The organism is Sphingopyxis sp. BE235 (assembly GCF_031457175.1).
Lineage (GTDB): Bacteria > Pseudomonadota > Alphaproteobacteria > Sphingomonadales > Sphingomonadaceae > Sphingopyxis.
The window spans coordinates 375,081-396,556 of the sequence record NZ_JAVDWC010000003.1 but is presented as its reverse complement, the minus strand read 5'-3'; the positions used below and the strand labels follow the sequence as shown (position 1 = coordinate 396,556).

Here is a 21,476-nt window from a genome sequence, read left to right as displayed (position 1 = left end):
CCGATCTCAAAAAACCGGGGTGTTGGGCGGCAAGCCGATCAGGGACCGTCCGAGCAGTTCGGTCGCGCCGTCGAAGTCGTAGACGACGTGGCTGGCCATCACGTTGACGTCGCGCAGCGCGCGCTGGAGCGGGCTGCTCGTCATATGCGCGCTCGACCCCGCGCCTTCGACCAGCATCCGGATCGCGTCGCGGCACAGATCCATCGCGAGCGCGACCTGTGCGCGGAGCGCGATACGGTCCTCGTTGCTCACCAGCCCGTCTCCGGCCGCTTCGGTCAGTGCGACATTGCGCCGCCCGACCTCGCGCAGGATCATTTCGGCGGTCTGCGTCTTCGCTGCGGCTTCGCCGAGCCGCATATGCGCCGAGGCCTTTTCGTTCTGCTTGACCGTGGTGCCGAGCATGGTGCGAACCCCGATGCGTTCGCGAAAATGATCGACCGCCGTCCGGGCGACGCCGACCGCGCCGATCGCCGCGGTAATCGCGAGGAAGGGCGTCATCGGCATCCGGTAAACCGGATTGTGCGCGTGGATCTTCGCGCCGGGCGCGCAGCCCATGCGCATTTCGCCCATGTCCATCACGCGATGTTCGGGGACGAAAATGTCGTCGCAGCGGATGTCGTTGCTGCCCGTGCCGATCATCCCGTCGACATGCCAGGTGTCGAGCACCTCCACCTCGTCCGCCGGCAACGCCAGGAAAAGCTGGCGCGGCGGGTTTTCGCCAGGAATCATGCCGGTCACCATCACCCAGTCGGCGTGCATGACGCCCGTGCCCCATTTCCAACGGCCCGTCAGGCGATAGCCGCCGTCGGCGGGCTCGGCGATACCCGGCGGGTTGGTCGCGCCCGGCGCGATGACATAGGGAAAGTCGCCGCCGAAGGTCTCGTCCTGCAGCTTTTCGGGGAATTGCGCGAGCATCCAATTATGCTCGACGCAGAAAGCGGTGACCCAGCCGGTCGAACCGCAGCCTTCGGCGATCGGCAGCATCGCGTCGATGAAACTGTCGATATCGAATTCCAGCCCGCCATAGCGCTTGGGAACGAAATGATAGAAGACGCCGGTCTTGCGGATCGCGTCCCACACGGCATCGACCGGACGGCGCAGCTGCTCGCATTCGAGCGCGTGCGCGGCGACGAGCGGCTTGAGCGCGGTGGTGCGGCGCACCAGCTCCTCGGGCGTCAGCGCCGCGAGCTCTTCGCGCGACAGCCAGTCGCCGCCTTTCGGAATCCGGCGATCGGCGAAAGGCTCGGCGGCATCCTCCGCCCGGCGCGTTTGAACGGCGATATTCATGACATCCTTTCTCCCGGCAGCCGGAATCGGCTTATGCGGCCAGATTAGGCCGCCCGGAAATAATGTCAAGAAACTTAACTAAATTGACGAGGGCCGGGCCGTCGCCGCCTCGGGCCCTTCGAGCGCTTCGGGCGGCACGCGCGGTGGATCGCCCCAGTCCATGCGCATCGCATCGCGAAGGCCGTGATAGGCCGGCAGGCCGATCCGTTCGACGAGTTTGACTTCGAGATATTGCAACGCCTTCGCGGCGGCGCGGCGGGTGTCGTTCGCCTGTTCGGCGAAACGGACGATCCGCGCGCGCCGGTCGGCGGGATCGGGGACGAGTTCGACGATGCCGCGCGCCTCAAGCTCGCTGAGCATCAGGCTGATCGCCTGCCGTGTGACGCCGAGATTGCGGGCGATGCGCGTCGCGCGATGTTCGCCCGCCGATATGTTCGCGATCAACATCGACTGCGCGCGGCTGACGTTGGGAATGCCGGCCTCCTTGAGCGCCGCCTGCAGCGCCTCGTCAAACCAGTAGACGGCGCTCAGCAGGTTCATCATCAGGAACGGGCTATCCATCGTCGTCTTCCTTTTGGCCGCGGGGCGGGCCTGTCATAAGGTCCGCCACGACCTCCGCGCAATCCGCAGTGGCATGGAGCCCGGTCCGGTCAGGGTCAACCGGCGTCCGTCATTTTGGCGAGATCGCGCGCGAAAGCCGAAAAGCCCGCAGTGAGGATGATCGCCGCGAGCGGCAGCGCGATGCCCGTCACCAGCGCAATCGAATAGCGCAGTGCGCCGTCGTCGCCGAACAGATGATCGGTGAGCAAAGCCATCAGCATCGGCCCGAAACCGAGCCCGACAAGGTTGACGACAAAGAAATAGAGCGCGGTGACGCGCGCGCGATATTCGTTCGGCGTGATGAACTGCAACGCCACCGTTCCGACGCCGTGCATCGTCAGCATCGGAAAGGCGAGCGCGAGCATGACGAAGGCAAGCGTCGCATCCGGCATCAGCGTCGCCGCGAGCAAGGGCGGCCCGCCAAGCAGGATCGACAGCCGCATCACGCGCAGATGCGCATCGGCGACCCCTTTTGCGAACAGCCGGTCGGCGAGCGTCCCACCCGCCACCAGCCCCGCCGCGCCGCCTGTTGCCATGATGATACCAAACCACAGGCCGGCTTGCGCCACGTCCATGCCATAGGTGCGGGCGAAGAAGGTCGGCACCCATGCGATCACACCGTACATGACGAGCCCGATCAGCGACATGCCCGCAAACAGCGCCCCGAGCGCGGCGCGGTGTGCCTTCAGATGCGCGAGGAAGCCGGGCGCCGCGGCACCCTGCGATCCGGCCTGCACCAGCCCCCGCCGCAGCGGCTCGCGGATCGTCAGGAGCAGCAGGCAGATCAGCAGTCCCGGCGCCGCGACCCACATGAAGATCGTCCGCCACGCCTCGACCGGGCCGAACAGCGGCAGCTCTATCATCGGCTCCGCGAGCACCGCCTGGACGACAAAGGCGCCGAGGATCATCGCGACTCCCGAGCCGAGCGGCACACCAATCGAATAGACGGCCATCGCGCGAGCGAGCCGGTCGCGCGGGAAGGTGTCGCTGAGCATCGAATAGGCGGCGGGCGAAAGCGCCGCTTCGCCGACCCCGACCCCCATGCGCGTGAGAAACAAGGTCGCATAGCTTCCGGCGAAGCCGCACGCTGCGGTCATAACGCTCCACAGCGCCACGCCCGACACAATCAGGTTCCGGCGGTTCCACCGGTCGGCGATCCACGCGATCGGAAGGCCTAGCACGGTATAGAAGAGCGCGAAGGCGAGCCCGATGAGCAGGCTGACTTCGGTATCCGAAATATTCAGCGCGGCACGGATCGGCGCGACGAGCAGGCTGAGGATCATCCGGTCGACGAAGGATAGCGTATAGGCGAGCAGCAGGACGCCGACGACGTACCAGCTATAGGCGGGGCGCGGCCAGCCCGGCTCTGCATCCGCTTCCCCGCCCAGTTCGCCTTGCGGCGCGCCTGTCGCGATCTCCGTCGCCATCGATCCTGTCCTCCCGATCGCCGCTCGCTCTTGCACCGCAAGCCGGCCTGTTATATAGAAACAGTTACTTAGCAAACTAAGTAAATTGCCGACCGAGTCAAGCATGATCGGGACGCACGAAAAAACAACGTGTTGGGAGACGCGATATGACAAATTTCGGAAGGAAGCAGTCCATCCTCTTCTTGGCCGGCGCGGCGATCGCCGCGCTGCCCGCGGCCGCTGCGGCGCAGGACGCCACCGACGACACGAGCGGCGACATCATCGTCACCGCGCAGCGACAGGAACAGCGGCTTCAGGACGTCCCGGTCTCGGTCACCGCGTTCGGCGCCGAGCAGCTTCGCGACAACAGCATCGAAACGGTGCAGGACATCGCGATCCGCACCCCGGGCCTTGCGGTCAGCGCGGTCGACCCGATCAACACCAACTTCGCGATGCGCGGCATCGGCAGCGCGCCGGGCATCAGCCAGAACGCCGGCGGCGATCCCTCGGTCGTCGTCTTCATCGACGGCGTCTATGCGGGACGCGGCGGCACCCCCGACCTCGACGCGCTCGACCTCGAACGCGTCGAGGTGCTGCGCGGACCGCAGGGCACCTTGTTCGGCAAGAATGCGATCGGCGGCCTCGTCCAGTTCATCAGCCGCAAGCCGACCGATGAGGAAAGCTTCTTTTTCGAGGGCACCTACGGCAATTACGACCGCGTCGGCGTGATCGCTCGCGGCAATATGGCGCTGACCGATAAGGTGTATCTGTCGGCAGGGCTGTCGCACAAGCAGCGCGACGGCTTCGAATATAATGAGACGACGGGCAATGACGTCAACGACCTCAACCTGACGACGGGCCGCGTTGCGCTGCGTTTCGTGCCCACCGACACGCTCGACATCATCCTGCGCGCCGACATCGCGCGTCAGGACCAGAAGGGCAATCCACGCCACAATAATTGCGACACCAGCTTTCAGGGCGGCATCCATTGCGTCGGCATCAACCCCGATCCACGCGTCGTGAACGCCTATATCGACGGCGAGGTCAAACGGACGATCCAGACCTATTCGGCCGAAGCTAACCTCGACCTGCCGTTCGGGACGCTGACCTCGCTCACTGCGCTCCGCAAGGTGAAGTTCAATTTCGTCACCCCCTTCTTCAGCAACCCGGTCAACCCGCCGGCACAGATCGAATCGACGAGCTTCGGCGAGGAGGACAACAGCCAGTTCAGCCAGGAACTGCGCCTGTCCTTCGACGCATGGGGCGGGCGCCTGAAGGGCCAGACGGGCGTCTATTTCCTGAAGGAGAATAACGACCGCGTGGAAGGGCAGATTCAGGACTTCCCGAGCCCCGCCAATTCGGGGATCGGCATCTATCCGCAGTCGGTCAATGCGCGCAGCGTCGCGATCTTCGGGCAGGTCGATGTCGAGATCGTCCCCTCGCTGACCGCAACGGTCGGCGCGCGCATGACATGGGAGCGCAAGAGCGGCCGTTTCGCGGGTTTCAAGGCCGACAGCGGCCCCGGCCTGCCGCCGCCGCTCGGCTCGCTCGCCGGCTATGACGTGACCGGCAAGAAGAGCTGGAAAGCTTTCACGCCGCGTTTCGCGCTCAACTGGAAGGCGACCGACGACGTGCTGCTCTATGCCTCGGTCGCGCGCGGCTACAAGAGCGGCGGCTTCCAGGGGCTGTCGGGCACCGCCGCGGGCGCCTCGACTCCTTATGATCCCGAATTCGCCTGGGGCTATGAGGTCGGCGCAAAGACCGATTGGCTCGACCGGCGCCTGCGGCTCAACGTCGCGGCGTTCCGTACCGACTATTCGGACCTCCAGGTCTCGCAGCTCGTCCCGCTGTGCTGCGTCGTCGTCAGCAACGCGGCGAAGGCGCGGATCAAGGGGATCGAGGTCGAAGCCGTCGCGCGGCCGTTCGAGGGATTCCAAATCGACGGCAGCTATGCGTATCTCGATGCGAAGTTCACCGAATATACGATTCCGGGTCTGAACTATACCGGCAACCAGCTGCCGCGCTCGCCGAAGAACAAGTTCAACATCGGCGGCCAGTTCGAAACCCCTGTCGGCGACCTGTCGGCGAAGCTGCGCGTCGATTACAGCTGGGTCGACGACGCGTTTTTCGAGGCATCGAATATTCCGCAGCAGCTCTGGCCTTCGCACGACAATCTGGATGCGCGCCTTTCGCTTTCGGGGCCGGGCGATCGCTGGGAAGTCTCGCTGTGGGGCAAGAATCTGACCGACGAGCTGACGCCGACTTACGTCACCTATTTCGGCCCCTTCCGCCAGATTCTGACGCCTTACGCGCCGCCGCGCACCTATGGCGTAACGGTCGCATTCAAGATCTGACCCGCGGGCGCGGCGGCACCCCTTTCGCCGCCGCGCCCGCTCCCCTGCACTAGAGAGAGGATGACCGATGGAAGAACCCCGTTTCCGCTATCTCTGCTCCTACAAGGCCAGCTTCACCGAGCCGCAGCAGATGATCGGCAAGGCGCATTTCGGGCGCCGGATGATCGCCGCGCTGACCGGCGGCGAAGTCGAGGGCGAGCGGCTGCACGGCCGCGTGATGCCAAGCGGCGGCGACTGGGCGACGATCGACGACAATGACACGCTGCGGCTCGACGCGCGCATCACGATGGAAACGCACGATGGCGCCTTGATCTATGTCTCCTATCGCGGCGTGCTGCGCCCGCTTTCGGCCGCGCACAAACATGCGCGGAACGGCGGCCCGCGGACGCCGGAGGAAAAGGCCGAAGTCTATTTCCGCACCACCCCGATGTTCGAGACCGGGGACGAGCGCTATCTATGGCTCAACGACATCGTCGCCGTCGGGCTCGGCGCCAGCATCGGCGGCGCGGTACGCTACGATGTGTTCGAGCTGCTTTAGGAGGGTCCGATCGCCGGCGAACCGGACTTCCGGGAGCGCATAGCGGACATCGGAATCGCTCGCAGGAAAACTCAGGCCGCCCCTCTCGGTGTACCCAATCGGTTGGCGACCATGGCTCGCCTTCCTCTGGAATCAGGCTTCTATGACCTGGATCCTGCGGCGGAGCAAAAAGAGCCCGCCAGCAAGCATCGCCGTCGGGACAAGCATCAGCGTGAACGCGGTGCGCCCGTCGAGATGCGCGAAGATGGCGCCGGTAATGACCGATCCGGTCGTCCCGCCGAGCGCCGAGAAGACGACGACGAGCCCCATCAGCGACGGGTGCTGGCGATTGGGCATGGCGCTCAGCATCACCGAGATGATCGTTGGATAGACCGGCGCCAGCGCGATGCCGATCAGCGGAAAGAGGAAGGCCGCGATCGGCGCGTCGCCCCACCTATGGATCGCCCCGGGGGCGAGGCCGTCGGCAAGCGGCAGCACGAGGATGATCAGCGCCGCAAGCGATGCGAGGCAGACATTCAGTACCGGATACCAGTCGAAGCGCGCCATGACCGCGCCCGCGCCGAAGCGCCCGATCGCAAGGCACGCAGCGAACAGGCTGGCCGCCTGCACGCTCATCTGCGCGGGCAAGTGCAGCACCTCGTTGTTGAAGGTCGGCAGCCAGCTCTGGATTCCCTGTTCGATCAGCACGAACAGAAAGGCGCAGGCGACGAAGACCAGCACCAGCGGCAGCGCCGCGAGCTTGAGCATCGCGACGAACGGTGGCCCCTCGCTTGCGGCCGCTTCTTCGCCCTCGTGCGTGCGATGTTCGTCGACCCGCGCTGTGAGTAACAGCGCGAGCGCCAGTGCCGTAATCGCGCCGAGCACCCAATAGGCGTTCAGCCAGCGGAGGCCGGTCGGGTCGATGAAGGCGCTGAACACCCAATAGGAGGAGAGAACGCCGACCATGAACATGCCTTCGATCAGGCTGGTCAGGCTGGCATGCTTTCGCGGGCTGTCGGTGACGAGGCCGATCATCGAGTAGACGACGACCTTGGCAACCGCAAAGGCCGCGCCGACCATCGCAAAGTGGAGCTGCGCGGCGCCGAAGCTGCCGACCAGCGGCATGACGATACAGCCGGCGATCGCGAGGATGAGCGCGCCGATCAGCGCGTTGCGAAGGCCAAGACGCGGCAGATAGCTCGCGGTCACGAACGACACGACCGCGATCGTGATGTCCTTGAACCCCTCCAGCGTGCTCGCCTGCGGCTTGGTGACATCGAAACTGGAAATCGACTGAAGGATCACGGTCCCGACGCTGTTGAGCAGCATCGCAAAGGCGACGTAAGTCAGGATCAGTGCTGCGATCAATCGAGTGCGCGCCATCAGCCGTCCTTAGCAGAAAAAAGGGGGGTGGCCGCGAAGAGGCCGCGGCCACCCAGGGAGGGATGATCCTTTTAGAATTTATAGGCGGCGCTGAAGCGGAACGACCGGCCGAGGATCGGGCGCGCGTTGACGACTTCGCCCCCCGCCTGCCCCAGCGTGCGCGGATCGCCTTCGGTCAGCCCGACCTTGTCGGTCAGATTGTCGGCGGTCACGGCGAACTGCAACGCCTCGTTGACGTCGACCGTCACCCCCGCATCGATCTTGAAATAATGCGGCAGCGACTGGGTGTTCGCGGTGTCGGAGAAGCGGTCGCCGACATAGCTGAAGGTCGAATAGAGCGAGACCTTGCTATTATCGCCGAATTCGATGTCGTACGACGGCGTCACGCGCCACTGCCACTTCGGCTGGCGTTGCACGCGATTGCCGCTGAGGTCGATCGTCCCGCCGCCCGCGAAGAAATCGCGGTATTTCGCATCGAGCCAGGTGCCCGAGAAGGCGATGGCGAAATTGTCGATCGGACGGATCTGCCCTTCGAGTTCGATCCCGGTGCTGCGCGCGCCGCCGATGTCGGCAACCGGCGCGCCATTCTGGATCACCGTCGTCACCAGCCCCTTGAACTTGGTATGGAACAGCGTGGCATAGAGCGACACGAGGTCGGTGCGGACCTTTACCCCGCCCTCGAAATTATCGACGCGCGGCGACACGAAAATCCCGTCGCGCAGATTGTCGAAGAAGGGGTTCGTGTTGCCGCGGTTGTAGCGGGCATAGACGCCGACCGACGACGAGACGTCATAGTTGAGTCCCGCGGTCCACGACCAGGCGCCCTTCTTGTACGCGATGTTGCGGAAGGTGCCGTTGAGCACCGCCGTGCCATTGTTATACAGCGTATTGGGGTTGTTATCGGTGTCGACCGAGCTGTTGTTCTCGATCGTGCCCGTCGCCTTGTAATTCTGGTAGCGCAGCCCGGCGTCGAAGCGCAGTTCGGGCGTGATCTGGAATTCGTCGACCGCATAAAAGGCATATTCGCGGCCGTCATAGGCGGCGTTGACGTTGAAGAACGACCCTTGGGTAAAGCCGTTGCTCGACGCTACCTGGCCGTTGGCGAGCGTCAGGTTGAGCAGACGGCCGTGATTTTCGGCGGTCAGCAGGTGGACGTTGCCGAGGTTCCACTGATCGTCCGACGAGAAGTCCGAATAATAGGCGCCAACGGTGAACTTGTTGTTGCCGCTTTCCCATTCGACCGCGAGGTCGTTGGTGAAATCCTCGATCTGCTTGCGCACGATCCACGTGCCTGCGCGGATCACCTGCTGCGTGCCGGCGACCGCCTGCCCGCCGTTGACATAGGTCAGGCTGCCCACCGTGCTGCCGAGCGAGGCGGCATAGGCGTTCGCCGTCGTCGCGGTGCTGGCGGGGACGAGGCCGGTCGTGTCGGCATCGCCCTTCAGATAGCTCGCGCGGTAGCGCAGCTGGAAACCCTCACCGATCTCGTAATCGAAATTGGTGCCGAGGTTGATCAGCTTTGCGCCGCGGCCGTCGGCAAGGTCCGCGCGCGTCCCGTCGGGAAGCGTGCTGAGCCGCGTTTCGGGACCCGCGAGCACGCCGGTGCCGGGATCGATATTGCCGAACTGGCGCACCTTGTTGCCGTCGCGGATCACCGGGATCGGCAGCAGCCATTGGCCGCGATCATTGAGGTAGCGCGCGAAGACGAGGATCGAACCCTTGTCGAGATCGTGGCGGATATTGCCGGTGATCTGGCCGCCCTTTTCGGCGGTGAAGCCCGGGCTGCGAATACCCTCGCCACTCGAATAATAGCCGCCGACCATGAAGCTGGTATTTTCGCCGAGCGGTCCCGACAGCAACATGTCGCCGCGCAGGTCGCCATAGTCGGTGATGCTCGCCTTCACGAGCCCCTCGAAATCGCGCCCGCCTTCCTTCTGGACGAAGTTGACGGTGAGGCCGGGCTGGCCGCTGCCGAACAGCGCGCCGGTGCCGCCGCGAACCGCCTCGACGCGCTCGATCGTCTCGTCGATGCGGATCAGCTGGGTGTTTTCGAGGAACGACAAGGTCGGGGGCGAGAAGAAGGGAACGCCCTGCACCATCAGCGTGACGAATTCGGCGTCGCCACCCGACGGATAGCCGCGCACGAAGATGTTGGCGCCATTCTGGCCGCCCGAGCTTTCGGCCGACACGCCGGGGATGACCTTGAACAGGTCGGCCGTGCTGTTCGGCGCGGCGCGATCGATCGCGTCCGAATTGATGCTGGTGATCGCGAACGCCGCATCCTGGCGGTTGACCCCGCCGCCGGCGGTGCCGGTGACGATGATCTCTTCATTGGCCGCAGCCGCGTCGTCGGGTTGAGGCGCTTCCTGGGCGAAAGCCGTGGCCGGCAGCGCGATCAGCGCAATCGACGATAGCAAATAGGTTCGTTTCAACATGGCATATCCTCCACTTTACCTGTTCTGATTGAAAGGCGTCCGCGCGCCGCCGCTTCCTGTTCTGCTGACAGGATCCGGCCGGGCGTCAGATCGCCTATGGCGGTGACGTTGATCTCGGCATCGGGCAGCGCCTCTTCCGACCCGATGCCAATGGCCACCATGCCCGCCGCATGGATGGCCGAAATTCCCGCTTGGGCGTCTTCGATCCCGACGCATTGGTTCGCGGCGAGGCCCATGCCGTCGGCGCAGGCCAGAAAGATGTCGGGCGCCGGCTTGCCGTGCGCGACCGCACCCGCGTCGGCGATAAAATCGAACTGGTCGGCAATGCCAAGCAGTCGCACGACGTCACCGGCGTTGCGGCTCGCCGACGCAAGGCCGATTTTCAGCCCGGCGCCGCGCAGCTCGGCGAACAGGCCGGTGACGCCCGCGAAGAGATTCGCGGGAGAATAATCGGCCAGCCGCGCACGATAGAGCGCATTCTTTTCCGCCAGCATCGCGTCGAACGCCCCGGCGTCGACCGCGGCGCCGGCCTGATCGAGGATCAGCCGCAGCGACCCCGCGCGGTCGACCCCTTTCAATCGCTCGTTCACCGTACGATCGAAAGCAAAGCCATATGTGTCGGCGAGCGCCTGCCACGCCTGATAATGATCCTCGGCGGTGTCGGTCAGCACGCCATCGAGGTCGAAGATCGCACCTTTCACCGTCGGCCGCGCCAGCGTCGAGGGGGCCGCGCCGACGCGCAGCGGGCGCCCATGATCGAGAATGTCGAGCGGCCCCCCCGACAACAGACGATAGGTGCAGCCCACAGCGTCGACCGCAAGCTCGATCACGCTGCCGCGCCATTGCAGGCGGAAGCGGTATCCTTTCCAGGCCGACGGAAGCGTTGGAGCGAAGGCCGGCACCGGTCCGTCGAGCCGCAATCCGCCCCACCCCTGCGCCAAGACCAGCCAGCTTCCCGCCAGCGCGGCCATATGGAGGCCGTGCGAGGTGTTGCCGTGGCGATCCTCGAGATCGACGAACGCGCATTCGCGCATGAAATCGAGCGCCGCCGCCTCTTCGCCGAGCCGTGCCGCGCTGATCGCGAAAGACACCGACGAGAGCGTCGAATCATGCGTCGTGACGCGGCCATAATAGTCGAGGTTGCGCCGCTGCCGCGACACCGGCATCGACACGAGGTCCATCGCCATCGCCTGGACGACATTGCCCTGCTTCGCCACCTGATGCCGGAACAGGATCATCGGATGATATCGCATCAGCAGCGGTCCGTCGTGACCGCGCGTTTTCAGCCCGGGCAATTCGGGGCGCCCCAGAAAGGCGTCGTCCTGCGGATTGATCCCGAGCATCGCGTCGACCGGCAGCCACATCGCGTCCGCCGCCTTGCGCCACGTCGCGATCTCGTCGTCGTCGAGACCGATCGCGCCCGCCAGCGCCGCGAGATCGTTCCGCGCACGCAGCCAGTCCGCCGTTTCGGCGGCATAGCCGAGGTGCCGGCGCGCGATCGCGTTGGTGTAGAAATCATTGTCGACGAGCGCCGAATATTCGTCGGGCCCGGTCACGCCATGGATGCAGAAGGCGCCGCCGCGCCGCGCATCGAACGCGCCGATCTCGATCCACATGCGCGCGGTTTCGAACAGCATTTCGGCCGCGCGCGCGCGAAATTCCTCATCGCCCGTCGCCGCGACATAGAGCGCGAGCGCATAGGCGATGTCGCCATTGATATGATATTGCGCCGATCCCGTCGGATAGTGCGACGAACATTCGTCACCCGCAATCGTCCGCCACGGATAGAGCGCGCCGCGCGCATGGCCGAGCGCCTTTGCATGCGCCCGCGCGCGGTCGAGCTTGCCGATGCGATAGGCGAGCAAGGTCCGCGCCTTGCCCGGCGCCTGCAGCGCGAGCACCGGCAGCATGAAGGTTTCGGCGTCCCAAAAATAATGGCCCTCATAGCCCTCGCCGGTCAGCCCCTTGGCGCCGATGCTATGGCCCGGATCGCGGCTCGCCGACTGATGGAGCTGGAACAGGTCGAACCGCAGCGCCGCGGTCATCGCCTCGTCGCCGTCGATCGCCAACGCAGCGCCGTCCCACAGCACGCGAACAGCATCGCGCTGCGCTTTGGCGATCGTGTCGAAATCGGCCTTCGTGCTGTCCAACGCGGCCAGATCGACCGAGCGGCCGCGCGCCGAAGCGAGGGCAACCACCCGGTCGATGGTCAGGGTGCCGCCAGCGACCAGCGCGCCGCGCACTTCATGCCCGATATCGACCGCCGCAACGTCGGCGGCGGGACAAGCGACATGCTGGCGATAGGCGAGTTCGACGGCATCCTGCGCGAACCGCGTGACCGTGGGCGGGTCGCCCGGCAGCGAAGGCATAGTGCGCCAAGCCGGCCGCAGCCGCGCCGAAATGCGCGGGTCGTCGGCTTCGGCGCCGCCCGTTCCCGCGCTTTCGATACCGTAGGTCAGCGACAGTTCGAACGCGCCGCCGAAATCGAGCGGCCGGATGCGGATGCGCGAGGCGACGGCGGCGGCGCCGGCGAGCGGGACGATGCGATCGGCCGCGATTTCGAGGGTTCGGCCATTTTCAAGCCGCCAGCGCGACGCGCGGCGCAGCTGGCCCGAAGCGAAATCAAGTGCGCTTTCGGTGTCGACGAGTTCGGCCGTACCGAAATCGACCGGCGCGCCATCGATATGGAGGCGCAGCAGCACCGGGCTGGGGCATGCGATCCGCGTATCGGTCGCGGTCGCGTAACCGGGAAAGCTTTCATGATAGGCGATCGGCCGGCGGACATAGGCGTCCGGAAGATAGGCGCAGGGCATCGCCGCGCATTCGTCGATCACCCCTTCGACGCCGACCAGCCCGTTGGCGAGCGCGAAGAGCGCATGCGCCTGCGCACCGGTCGCCGACGCACCGCGCCGGACGAGCCGCATCGCTTCGGGGGAATGTTCGATAGTCGCCACGCCGTCCTCACCCATGGCGAAGACTCCTCGGCCCTCGCTCTCGATCGTCGGTTTCCCTCAAAATGGTATCGATGTCAAGATATCGATACCATTTTGAGGGAAACCGACGGCGTATCGCAATGGAAGCGCGGTTATCCTAGCTTTCGCGGATGATCAGCGCGACGGGCATCGCGCGCGACGCAACGGCCTTCCCGGCCACTTTGTCGAGAACCTTTTGCGCCAGCAATTCGCCCCCGACGCCCCAGTCCTGTCGGATGCTCGTGAGGCGCGGCGAAAAAAGAGCCGCCCCCGGCGAATCGTCGAATCCGACGACCGACACATCGCCGGGAACCGCATGGCCCCGCGCCTGCAACGCCTCGATCGCGCCCATCGCAATCGCGTCGCTGCTCGCAAAGATGCCGTCGAAATCGAGGCTTTGCCCGTCCAGCAGCGGCGCCACCGCCTCGCGGCCGGCCGTGAGCGTGAAGGCGCAGGGAATATTGCCGGCGATGATCGCGTCCGAACTCGCGAGCCCCGCTTCGAACCCTCTCAGCCGATCCTCGGCCTCGCCATGTTCGGCATCGCCGAGGAACAGAAGGCGGCGGCATCCGCGGCCCAGCAGATATTCGGCCGCAAGGCGCCCGCCCTCGCGATTGTCGCTGCCGACGACGATCCGTTCGAGCGGCCCATGTTCAGCGCCCCACACGACATAGGGCAGCCCGGTCGCCTCGATCACGGCCGCGGCATCGTCATGCACCCCCTGCCCCAGCAGGATCACGCCGTCGGCCGAGGGCGGCGCCTGGGAAAAGAGGTCGATGGTGGTGAGCACCATATTCTGCCCGGCCGCGGTCAATTCTTGCAGGATGCCGCCAAGCAGCAGCAACGGATAGGGCTCGCTCATCAGACGCTCGTGCGAGGGCGTCATTTCGATCACGACCGCGATCGTCCGCGTGCGCTGTTGCCGCAGGTTGCGCGCCGACACATTGAGCCGGTAACCCATGCGCTCGGCGGTCTCGCGGATCAGCGTGCGCGTGCTGTCCTTCACCGTCGAATGGTCCGACAGCGCACGCGAAACGGTGATTTTCGCGACGCCCAGCTCGCGAGCCACATCCGCCATCGTCGGCCGCGCGCCGTCGTTGGGCTTTCCTTTACTCACCCGCAGCATCGCATGGTGACGGATGGCGAGAATCGATGCGCTGAGCCATAGCGCACCCCTAACGCCCGACGGCCGGCTTTCACAAGCCGCTTCGCAGTCGGGGCATCTGAGTCGGGTCGCCATCCCGGCTGTGCATCCATGACAGTTGACGCTCCCCGCAGCTGGCGCCAAGCCTCCGCAAGTGACGATCACCTTCTCTCTCAAGGAAGCGCGCCGGATCGCGCTCGCCGCGCAGGGTTTCGGCGTCCGTCGCCCCGAACAGCCGACGGCCCTCCATTTGCGCAAATCGCTGGGCCGCCTGGGGCTCTTCCAGATCGATAGCGTCAACGTTCTGGCGCGCGCGCACTATCTTCCCGCCTTCTCGCGGCTCGGCGGCTATGATCGGACTTTGCTCGAGCGCGATGCCTGGGCCCCCACCCGCCAGCGGCGCCTGTTCGAATATTGGGCGCATGAGGCCTCGCTGCTTCCGCTCGACCTTCATCCGCTGCTGCGTTGGCGGATGGCGCGCGCCGAGCGGGGCGAGATCGGCTATCAGGCCTTGAAGCGTTTTGCGACCGAGCACCGCCCCGAAGCACAGGCCGTGCTCGACCGGATCACCGCCGAAGGGCCGCTGGCGGCCGCCGATTTCGAGAATGGGTCGAGCAAAAGTGGCTGGTGGGAATGGAGCCACACCAAGCACGCCCTCGAATTTCTGTTCTGGTCGGGCAGCATCACCACCGCGACGCGCCGCGGCAGCTTTGCGCGGGTCTATGACCTGTCCGAGCGCGTGTTGCCCAAGGCGGTTCTCGACCTGCCCACCCCCGATGCCGCAAGCGCGCAGCGCGCATTGATCGAACGGAGCGCCCGCGCGCTCGGCGTCGCGACCGCTTCGGATTTGCGCGACTATTATCGCCTGAAGCCCGACGAAGCCGATCATGCGATCGCTGCCGAGGCTGAGGAGGGCACCCTCATCCCCGCGCGGATCGAAGGCTGGAGCCAGAAGGTCTGGATGCACCGCGACGCCCGCGTGCCCCGCCGCATCAACGGTGCGGCGCTGCTCGCCCCGTTCGACCCCCTGATCTGGGAGCGCAGCCGCACCGAACGTCTGTTCGGGTTCCGCTACCGCATCGAAATCTATGTCCCGCAGGACAAGCGCACCCACGGCTATTACGTCCTGCCCTTCCTGATGGACGACGCGCTGGTGGCCCGCGTCGATCTCAAGGCCGACCGTCAGGCCGGCGTCCTGCTCGCGCACCGGATCACCCTCGAACCGGGCGCTCCCGCCGAAACCCTCGAGCGTCTCGGGCTCGAACTCGACCGGATGGCGGCATGGCTGGGCCTGGAAGGCGTCCGGATAGGCATCACGGTCGCATCATCCTGAGCGGGAGGGCGGCCGCACCCGCGGGTTCACTTCCGCATCATTAGCGATTAGGCCGATAATCCGTCACACGCCGATTTCGCAGAGGAGGACGTCTTGCGGCAGCTCGCCAGATTCGATCTCAACCTGCTGCGGATATTCGACGCAATTTTCGTCAAGGGCGGCGTGTCGGCGGCGGCGCGCCACTTGAACCTGTCGCAGCCGGCGATCAGCCATGCCCTGACACGCCTGCGAGCACAGTTCGACGACCCGCTGTTCGTGCGGCAGGGCAATGGGCTGGTGCCAACCCCGGCGGCGCGTGCGATCGCGGGACCGGTGCGCGAGGCGTTGCGCGGGCTCGACGCCGCGCTCGATGCCGCCGCGTCGTTCGACCCCGCCGAGGCGACGCGCGAGTTCCGCATCGGGGTGCGCCTGTCGGGCGAGATGCCGCGCTTCTCCTCGCTCGTCGCGCGCGTGCGGCGCGAAGCCCCGCATGTCGCACTCGCCAGCGTGACCTTCCGCCGCCGCGATCTCGTCATGATGCTCGCGAGCGGAGACCTCGACCTTGCGCTCGATGTCGCGCTGCCCGCCGACGACCGGCTCCAACGCCATTATCTTGGCACCGAGCCGATCGTCGTCGTGGCGCGCAAGGGGCATCCGCGCGTCGACGGCGCGATCGATCTCGATACCTATCTCGCGCTCGAACATATCATCGCGACCTCGCGGCCCTACGGCCCGGGGATCGAGGACATCGCGCTCGGCCGCATGGGCCTCGCCCGGCGCGTCGCGGTGCGCTGCCAGCACGCGATCACCGCGTGGCAGATCGTCGCCACATCCGACATGCTGTTTTCGCTGCCGCGCTCGCACGCCGAAGTGCTGGGCGCGATGTGGCCGATGCAGCTCGTCGACCTGCCGCTGCCGGTCGAGCAAGGCGGAAGTTATCTTTACTGGCATCAGGCGGCGCAGGCCGATCCGGGGCTTGGCTGGCTGCGCACGATCATCGCCGACGAGCTCGCGCAGCCCGCATAGTCATTCGCCTTGCGAATATCCCATATTCGATCCTATCATTTTCCTTGATGACATGGCGCGGCTAGACTGCGGGCGAAACCCAGCGGAGGATTGCCATGACCGAGATCGAACTCGAAGCCGAACTCAACGACCTCAGAATGTCGAAGGAAGCGCAGCCGCTGTTCGACGCGGTCAAGCGCCATATCGCCGAGAATGTCGATCCGATCACCGAGGAATTCTTCCGCCTCGGCGAAGGCCGCGCCGATCGCTGGAGCTGGGCGCCGGGCCAGCTCGAACTGCTCGAAGGCGCGAAGGACAAGGCGAAGGCCGCGGGCCTGTGGAACTTCTTCCTCCCGCACGGCGACACCGGCACCCCGCTCAGCAACCTCGACTATGCCTATATCGCCGCCGAACTCGGCAAGTCGCCGCTCGCATCGGAATCATTGAACTGCTCGGCACCCGACACGGGCAATATGGAAGTGCTCGAAATGGTCGGCACGCCCGAGCAGAAGGAGCGCTGGCTGAAACCGCTGCTCAACGGCGAAATCCGTTCGGCCTATGTGATGACCGAGCCCGGCGTCGCCTCGTCGGACGCCAGCAACCTCGAAACGCGCGCGCGCCTCGAAGGCGATGAGTGGGTGATCAACGGCGAGAAATATTTCATCAGCGGTGCCGGCGATCCGCGCTGCAAGATATTGATCTGCATGGTGAACACCAACCCCGAAGCGGCGCGGAAGGCGCAGCATTCGCAGATTCTCGTGCCGATGGACACGCCCGGCGTGCAGGTGCTCGGCCCGATGCACGTCTTCGGCGCCGACCATGCGCCGCAGGGGCATATGCACATGCGCTTCGACAATGTCCGCGTGCCCAAGGACAATATCCTGCTCGGCGAGGGGCGCGGGTTCGAGATTTCGCAGATGCGCCTCGGGCCGGGTCGTATCCATCACTGCATGCGCACGATCGGCAAGGCCGAACGCGCGCTCGATCTGATGGTCAAGCGCGGCAATTCACGCACCGCCTTTGGCCGCCAGATCTCGCAGCTCGGCAAGAATCTGGAAGTGATCGCGCGCGCGCGGATCGAGATCGAGGCGATGCGCCTGATCGTGCTCAAGGCGGCGAAGGCGATGGACCTGCTCGGCAATCGCGAGGCGCGCGTCTGGGTCAGCATGGCGAAGGCGATGGTGCCCGAACGCACCTGCCAGATCATCGATCAGGCGATCCAGATCCACGGCGCGACGGGCATCTCGCAATGGACCCCGCTCGCCGACCTTTATGCCGACGTGCGTCACCTGCGCTTCGCCGACGGTCCCGACGAGGTTCATTATATGGTGGTCGGCCGCGACGAACTCGGGCGGCACTGACGAACAGACATTCGCCGGACGCCTGCCGATATCATTAATCGGCGGGCGTTCTCATGCTCATGTCAGTCGCGTGAGATGCTCGACGAGCAAGGGCTGGAGCCGGCGAATCTCTTCCCGGTGCACGGTGGACAGCTCGGACAATATTCCGGTTGCGTGCGCCGTGAGCCTGAGCAGCGCGCGCCGCCGATCCGACTGCGCGGCCTCGCGCCGAACCAGCCCGAGCGTTTCGAGCCGATCGATCAGTCCTGACGCCGTATGCGGCTTCACGATCAGGCGCTGCGCCACATATCCCACCGTCGTATCATCGGGATCGGCCGCGCGGATCGCCAGCAATGCCTGATGCTGCTGCGGCGTCAGCCCCGCGTCCGCTGCTTTCGCTTCGCTGAAAACCTGGAAGCGTCGTAGCGCAAACCGGAATTCGGCGAGCGCCGCATAGTCGGTGTCGGTCAAGTCGGAAACCATGAAATCCTCGGGTTGAATTATATCGTGTTGCGATATAATTGGCCATCCCCAATCGAATGAGGCATTGCGTGAACCTTCACCCTGCACGAGCGATCGCCGGCCATCAACTGGCCGACCACAGCGTCGATCGCCGAATGATCCTTCTATCCTGCATGGCGCCGGTCGTCGGGACGGGCGGCGCGTTCGGCGCATGGCTTTTGCTGAAGTCGATTGCGATCGCCACGAACGCCTTCTGGTTCGGCCGCCTTTCGGCGCAGGAAACCGAAATATCGGATTCGACGGTCGGCTTGGCGATCGTGCTGATTCCCGTGATCGGCAGTCTGATCATCGGCGTGATGGCGCGCTTCGGATCCGAAAAGATCCGGGGGCACGGCATTCCCGAAGCGATCGAGACGATCCTGTTCGGCGACAGCCGGCTGTCGCCGAAGGTCGCGGTCCTCAAACCGGTATCGGCGGCGATCTCGATCGGAAGCGGCGGGCCGTTCGGGGCAGAGGGGCCGATCATCATGACGGGCGGCGCCATCGGGTCGCTGTTTGCGCAATGCTTCCGGCTGAGCGCGGCGGAACGCAAGACGCTGCTGGTGGCCGGGGCGGCCGCCGGGATGACCGCCATTTTTGGCACGCCGATGGCGGCGATCCTGCTGGCGGTCGAGATTCTGCTGTTTGAATGGAAGCCGAGAAGCTTTGTACCGGTCGTCGTCAGCGTGCTTGTCGCCGCGGCATGGAGGCCCGAGCTGATCGGCGACGGCCCGATGTTTCCGGCCAGCTGGCCGCTGCCCGCGACCGGCTGGACCGTCGCAGCCGCCGCCGGAGTCGGCGTGGTCGTGGGATTGCAGGCGGCGCTCCTGTCCAGCCTCCTCTACCGGATCGAGGATCTGTTTCATCGCCTTCCCGTCCACTGGATGTGGTGGCCGGCGATCGGCGCGGTCGTCGTTGGCGTCGGCGGACTGATCGATGCGCGGGTTCTGGGCGCGGGCTATTCCAACATCCAGTCGCTCGTCGATGGCGCGATGGTCATGCGTGCCGCGATCATATTGCTGGTCGTCAAGGCGGCCGTCTGGCTCGTCGCGCTGGGTTCCGGAACATCGGGCGGGGTCCTTGCCCCGCTTCTCATCCTCGGCGGCGCCACGGGCTATATCGCGGGCTTCTGGCTGCCGGGCCCGGCCGGATTCTGGGCGATGATCGGCATGGCGGGGATCATGAGCGGCGCGATGCGCGCGCCGATTACCGGCGCATTGTTCGCGGCCGAACTGACCGGACGGTTCGACGCGCTTCCCGCCGTGATCGCGGCGTCGGGATTGGCTTATGCGGTCAGCGTCCTCTGCATGCGGCGTTCGATCCTCACCGAAAAGATCGCCCGCCGCGGCCGGCATATATTGCAGGAATATACGGTCGATCCGCTCGATTCGCAGCAGGCGCGCGAGCTCATGACGCCCGAACCGGCAACCTTGCCCGCGGATATGACGGTCGAGGCGGCGCTGCGCTTCTTCACCGAAAAGGCGATCCACCGCAGTTATCCGGTCGTTGACGCCGATGGACGGATGGTCGGGCTGGCATCGCGGTCGGACGCGCTGCGATGGAAGATCGGCGCATTCGACGAAGAGGTCACGCTTGCCGAAACCCTTTCCGACGCGTCCCAGACCGTCGCCTACCCCGAAACCCCCTGCGGCGCGATCGCCGACCTTATCGTCGAAACGGGCGTCGCGCGCGTGCCGATCGTCGATCCCGAAACGCACAAGGTCGTCGGCATCCTCTCGCGGCAGGATCTGCTGAAGGCCCGAAGAGCGCAGCGAACCTCCGAAACCCGGCGGACGAGGTTCGGCCGATAAAGGTCGCCCGACGTCGCTGATGTAGCGGCGGTTACGCTGCCTTTATGGGCCGGCCGGCAGCCGCCGCCGCGCCTCGGCGGCGCGCAGCGGCCAGGGTCGCGGCGCCGCGCGGGCGGCATGGATGGTGTAGCCGCAGAGCAGCCCATAGAGCGCCAGCCCCTCGACCTGCCAGAACGGCATCGTCGCCATGTTGAGCAGGAAGAAGGCGAAATGCGCCGCGAGCAGCTTGAAGCGCTCGCCGTGCGCCGAAGCCGCCGCGGCGAACATCACCGTCCACAGCGCGATCATCGCCGCCACGCCGAACCAGCCGAGTTCGTAGAGCGTCGCGATCAGCGTGTTGTGCGGATAGACTTTGAACACGCCCTCCCAGCTCTCCGGCCCGAGGCCGAACAGATGCTGGAGCGGCGTGCCCGCGGCCCAGGCATAGATATAGCTGCTCCAGATCAGCGGCCGGCCGGACATCACCTGCCGTTCGAGCAGGTCGAAGTCGCGCGGTGGTTTGATCAGCCCGGCGGGGTCCGCGAGGAAGGCGGCGAGGTCCGCGAAACTCGCGCTGTACGACAAGGCCGCGACCGAGACGAGCAGCACGCCCGCAACCATCGCGGTCACCGCCATCGATGCGCGCTGGTCGCGCCGCACGCTCAGCGTCAGCCCGCTCAGGAAGGCGGCCAGCGCAAGCGGTGCGAACGCGAGGATCGTCGTGCGATAACCCGCGAGCAGGATGCCGATCAATGTCGCGAGCAGGAAGGCCACGCGCACCGCACGCGGCGCCGATTTGGCAAAGCAACCGACCAGGAACCCCGTCATCATCGCGACCGAGAAGGCCGCCTCGTGATTATAGCCGCCGATCCAAACCAGCCCGTCGCCATCCTCCGACCCCTTGGGCAGGTTGAGCGCCAGCGACAGCGCCTGAAAGACGAGCAAGGGCAGGAACGAAACCATCGCCCAGCTCAGGAACCGCGCGTCGGGATCGCTGCGCAGCGCCTGGAACACCGCGATCATGATCACGATCATATAAGCATATTTGACTGCGACGTTGATCCCGCCGGCCGCATCGCCATTGAGCGCGGCGCTGAACAGCGCGAGCACGACCAGCGCGTAGACGGGCAGCAGCCATTTGAGCGCCAGATTGGCCGGCCGCACCACAAAGAGCAGCCCGAACCCGGTCACCCCGATCGACAGCAGGGCATTGCCCGAAAGCCCGCCCGCGAGCGGCTGGAACATATAGAGATGATAGGCGCCGGCGGTGTAGCGCATCCACAGCGCCACGACGACGAACGCGCCCGCGACGCTGCCCGCCCGCCGCGCCGCAATGACGAGCGCAACGAGCAGCACCGCCGTCACCGGCAGCAGGATGCCGAGCCCGAACGCCGGGCCGTAAGGTAACGCCTGCGCGGTCACGGCGCCGC

General features: G+C 65.7%; 15 protein-coding genes. 6 read left to right on the top strand and 9 right to left on the bottom strand.

Annotated elements, in window-relative coordinates:
- Positions 1-6: 6 nt before the first annotated feature.
- The 3 genes from J2X38_RS15525 to J2X38_RS15515 form a co-directional block, all read right to left on the bottom strand.
- Positions 7-1,287: a hypothetical protein gene (locus J2X38_RS15525; protein ID WP_310255299.1), complete on the bottom strand. Its 1,281-nt coding sequence runs from the start codon at positions 1,285-1,287 to the stop codon at positions 7-9.
- A 78-nt stretch (positions 1,288-1,365) separates the two neighbouring features.
- Positions 1,366-1,848, bottom strand: a complete 483-nt coding sequence (locus J2X38_RS15520; protein WP_058537258.1) for a MarR family winged helix-turn-helix transcriptional regulator — start codon at positions 1,846-1,848, stop codon at positions 1,366-1,368.
- Between the two features lie 95 nt (positions 1,849-1,943).
- Positions 1,944-3,314, bottom strand: coding sequence for an MFS transporter (locus J2X38_RS15515; RefSeq protein WP_058537259.1), 1,371 nt, complete (start codon positions 3,312-3,314; stop codon positions 1,944-1,946).
- 146 nt (positions 3,315-3,460) lie between these two features.
- Between J2X38_RS15515 and J2X38_RS15510 the strand changes: the two genes are divergently transcribed.
- Positions 3,461-5,647 (top strand): TonB-dependent receptor, encoded by a 2,187-nt coding sequence (locus J2X38_RS15510; RefSeq protein WP_310255298.1) that lies wholly within the window; start codon positions 3,461-3,463, stop codon positions 5,645-5,647.
- A gap of 67 nt (positions 5,648-5,714) precedes the next feature.
- A complete protein-coding gene (locus tag J2X38_RS15505; protein WP_058537261.1) occupies positions 5,715-6,185 on the top strand; it encodes a DUF3237 domain-containing protein in 471 nt (156 codons plus the stop codon).
- Between the two features lie 132 nt (positions 6,186-6,317).
- Here J2X38_RS15505 and J2X38_RS15500 read toward each other — a convergent pair whose 3' ends face one another.
- The 4 genes from J2X38_RS15500 to J2X38_RS15485 all read right to left on the bottom strand — a co-directional run bounded on the left by J2X38_RS15500 (position 6,318) and on the right by J2X38_RS15485 (position 14,071).
- The gene (locus J2X38_RS15500; RefSeq protein WP_058537262.1) at positions 6,318-7,547 is read right to left on the bottom strand and encodes a sugar MFS transporter; all 1,230 of its coding nucleotides are present in this window, start codon (positions 7,545-7,547) and stop codon (positions 6,318-6,320) included.
- A 71-nt stretch (positions 7,548-7,618) separates the two neighbouring features.
- Complete coding sequence (locus J2X38_RS15495; protein WP_310255297.1) at positions 7,619-9,982, bottom strand: TonB-dependent receptor domain-containing protein; 2,364 nt, start codon at positions 9,980-9,982, stop codon at positions 7,619-7,621.
- Complete coding sequence (gene pgmB, locus J2X38_RS15490) at positions 9,976-12,951, bottom strand: beta-phosphoglucomutase (RefSeq protein ID WP_310255296.1); 2,976 nt, start codon at positions 12,949-12,951, stop codon at positions 9,976-9,978. Before pgmB ends, J2X38_RS15495 begins: the two co-directional genes overlap by 7 nt.
- Positions 12,952-13,072: 121 nt before the next feature.
- Positions 13,073-14,071 carry a substrate-binding domain-containing protein gene (locus J2X38_RS15485; protein WP_405053462.1) on the bottom strand — a complete coding sequence of 333 codons (999 nt, stop codon included), beginning with the start codon at positions 14,069-14,071 and terminating at the stop codon, positions 13,073-13,075.
- A 181-nt stretch (positions 14,072-14,252) separates the two neighbouring features.
- Between J2X38_RS15485 and J2X38_RS15480 the strand changes: the two genes are divergently transcribed.
- The 3 genes from J2X38_RS15480 (at position 14,253) to J2X38_RS15470 (ending at position 17,776) form a co-directional block, all read left to right on the top strand.
- Entirely contained in the window at positions 14,253-15,431 is a 1,179-nt protein-coding gene (locus tag J2X38_RS15480; RefSeq protein ID WP_310255294.1) for a DNA glycosylase AlkZ-like family protein, read from the top strand.
- Positions 15,432-15,524: 93 nt separating this feature from the next.
- On the top strand, positions 15,525-16,436 hold the full coding sequence (locus tag J2X38_RS15475) for a LysR family transcriptional regulator (protein WP_310255293.1): 912 nt from the start codon (positions 15,525-15,527) through the stop codon (positions 16,434-16,436).
- A 95-nt stretch (positions 16,437-16,531) separates the two neighbouring features.
- Entirely contained in the window at positions 16,532-17,776 is a 1,245-nt protein-coding gene (locus J2X38_RS15470) for an acyl-CoA dehydrogenase family protein (RefSeq protein ID WP_056369035.1), read from the top strand.
- Positions 17,777-17,833: 57 nt separating this feature from the next.
- Here J2X38_RS15470 and J2X38_RS15465 read toward each other — a convergent pair whose 3' ends face one another.
- Entirely contained in the window at positions 17,834-18,238 is a 405-nt protein-coding gene (locus tag J2X38_RS15465) for a helix-turn-helix domain-containing protein (protein ID WP_310255292.1), read from the bottom strand.
- Positions 18,239-18,306: 68 nt separating this feature from the next.
- Here J2X38_RS15465 and J2X38_RS15460 point away from each other — a divergent pair, with 68 nt between their 5' ends.
- A complete protein-coding gene (locus tag J2X38_RS15460; RefSeq protein WP_310255291.1) occupies positions 18,307-20,067 on the top strand; it encodes a chloride channel protein in 1,761 nt (586 codons plus the stop codon).
- A 42-nt stretch (positions 20,068-20,109) separates the two neighbouring features.
- Here J2X38_RS15460 and J2X38_RS15455 read toward each other — a convergent pair whose 3' ends face one another.
- Positions 20,110-21,468 (bottom strand): hypothetical protein, encoded by a 1,359-nt coding sequence (locus J2X38_RS15455; protein ID WP_310255290.1) that lies wholly within the window; start codon positions 21,466-21,468, stop codon positions 20,110-20,112.
- Between the last annotated feature and the right edge of the window lie 8 nt (positions 21,469-21,476).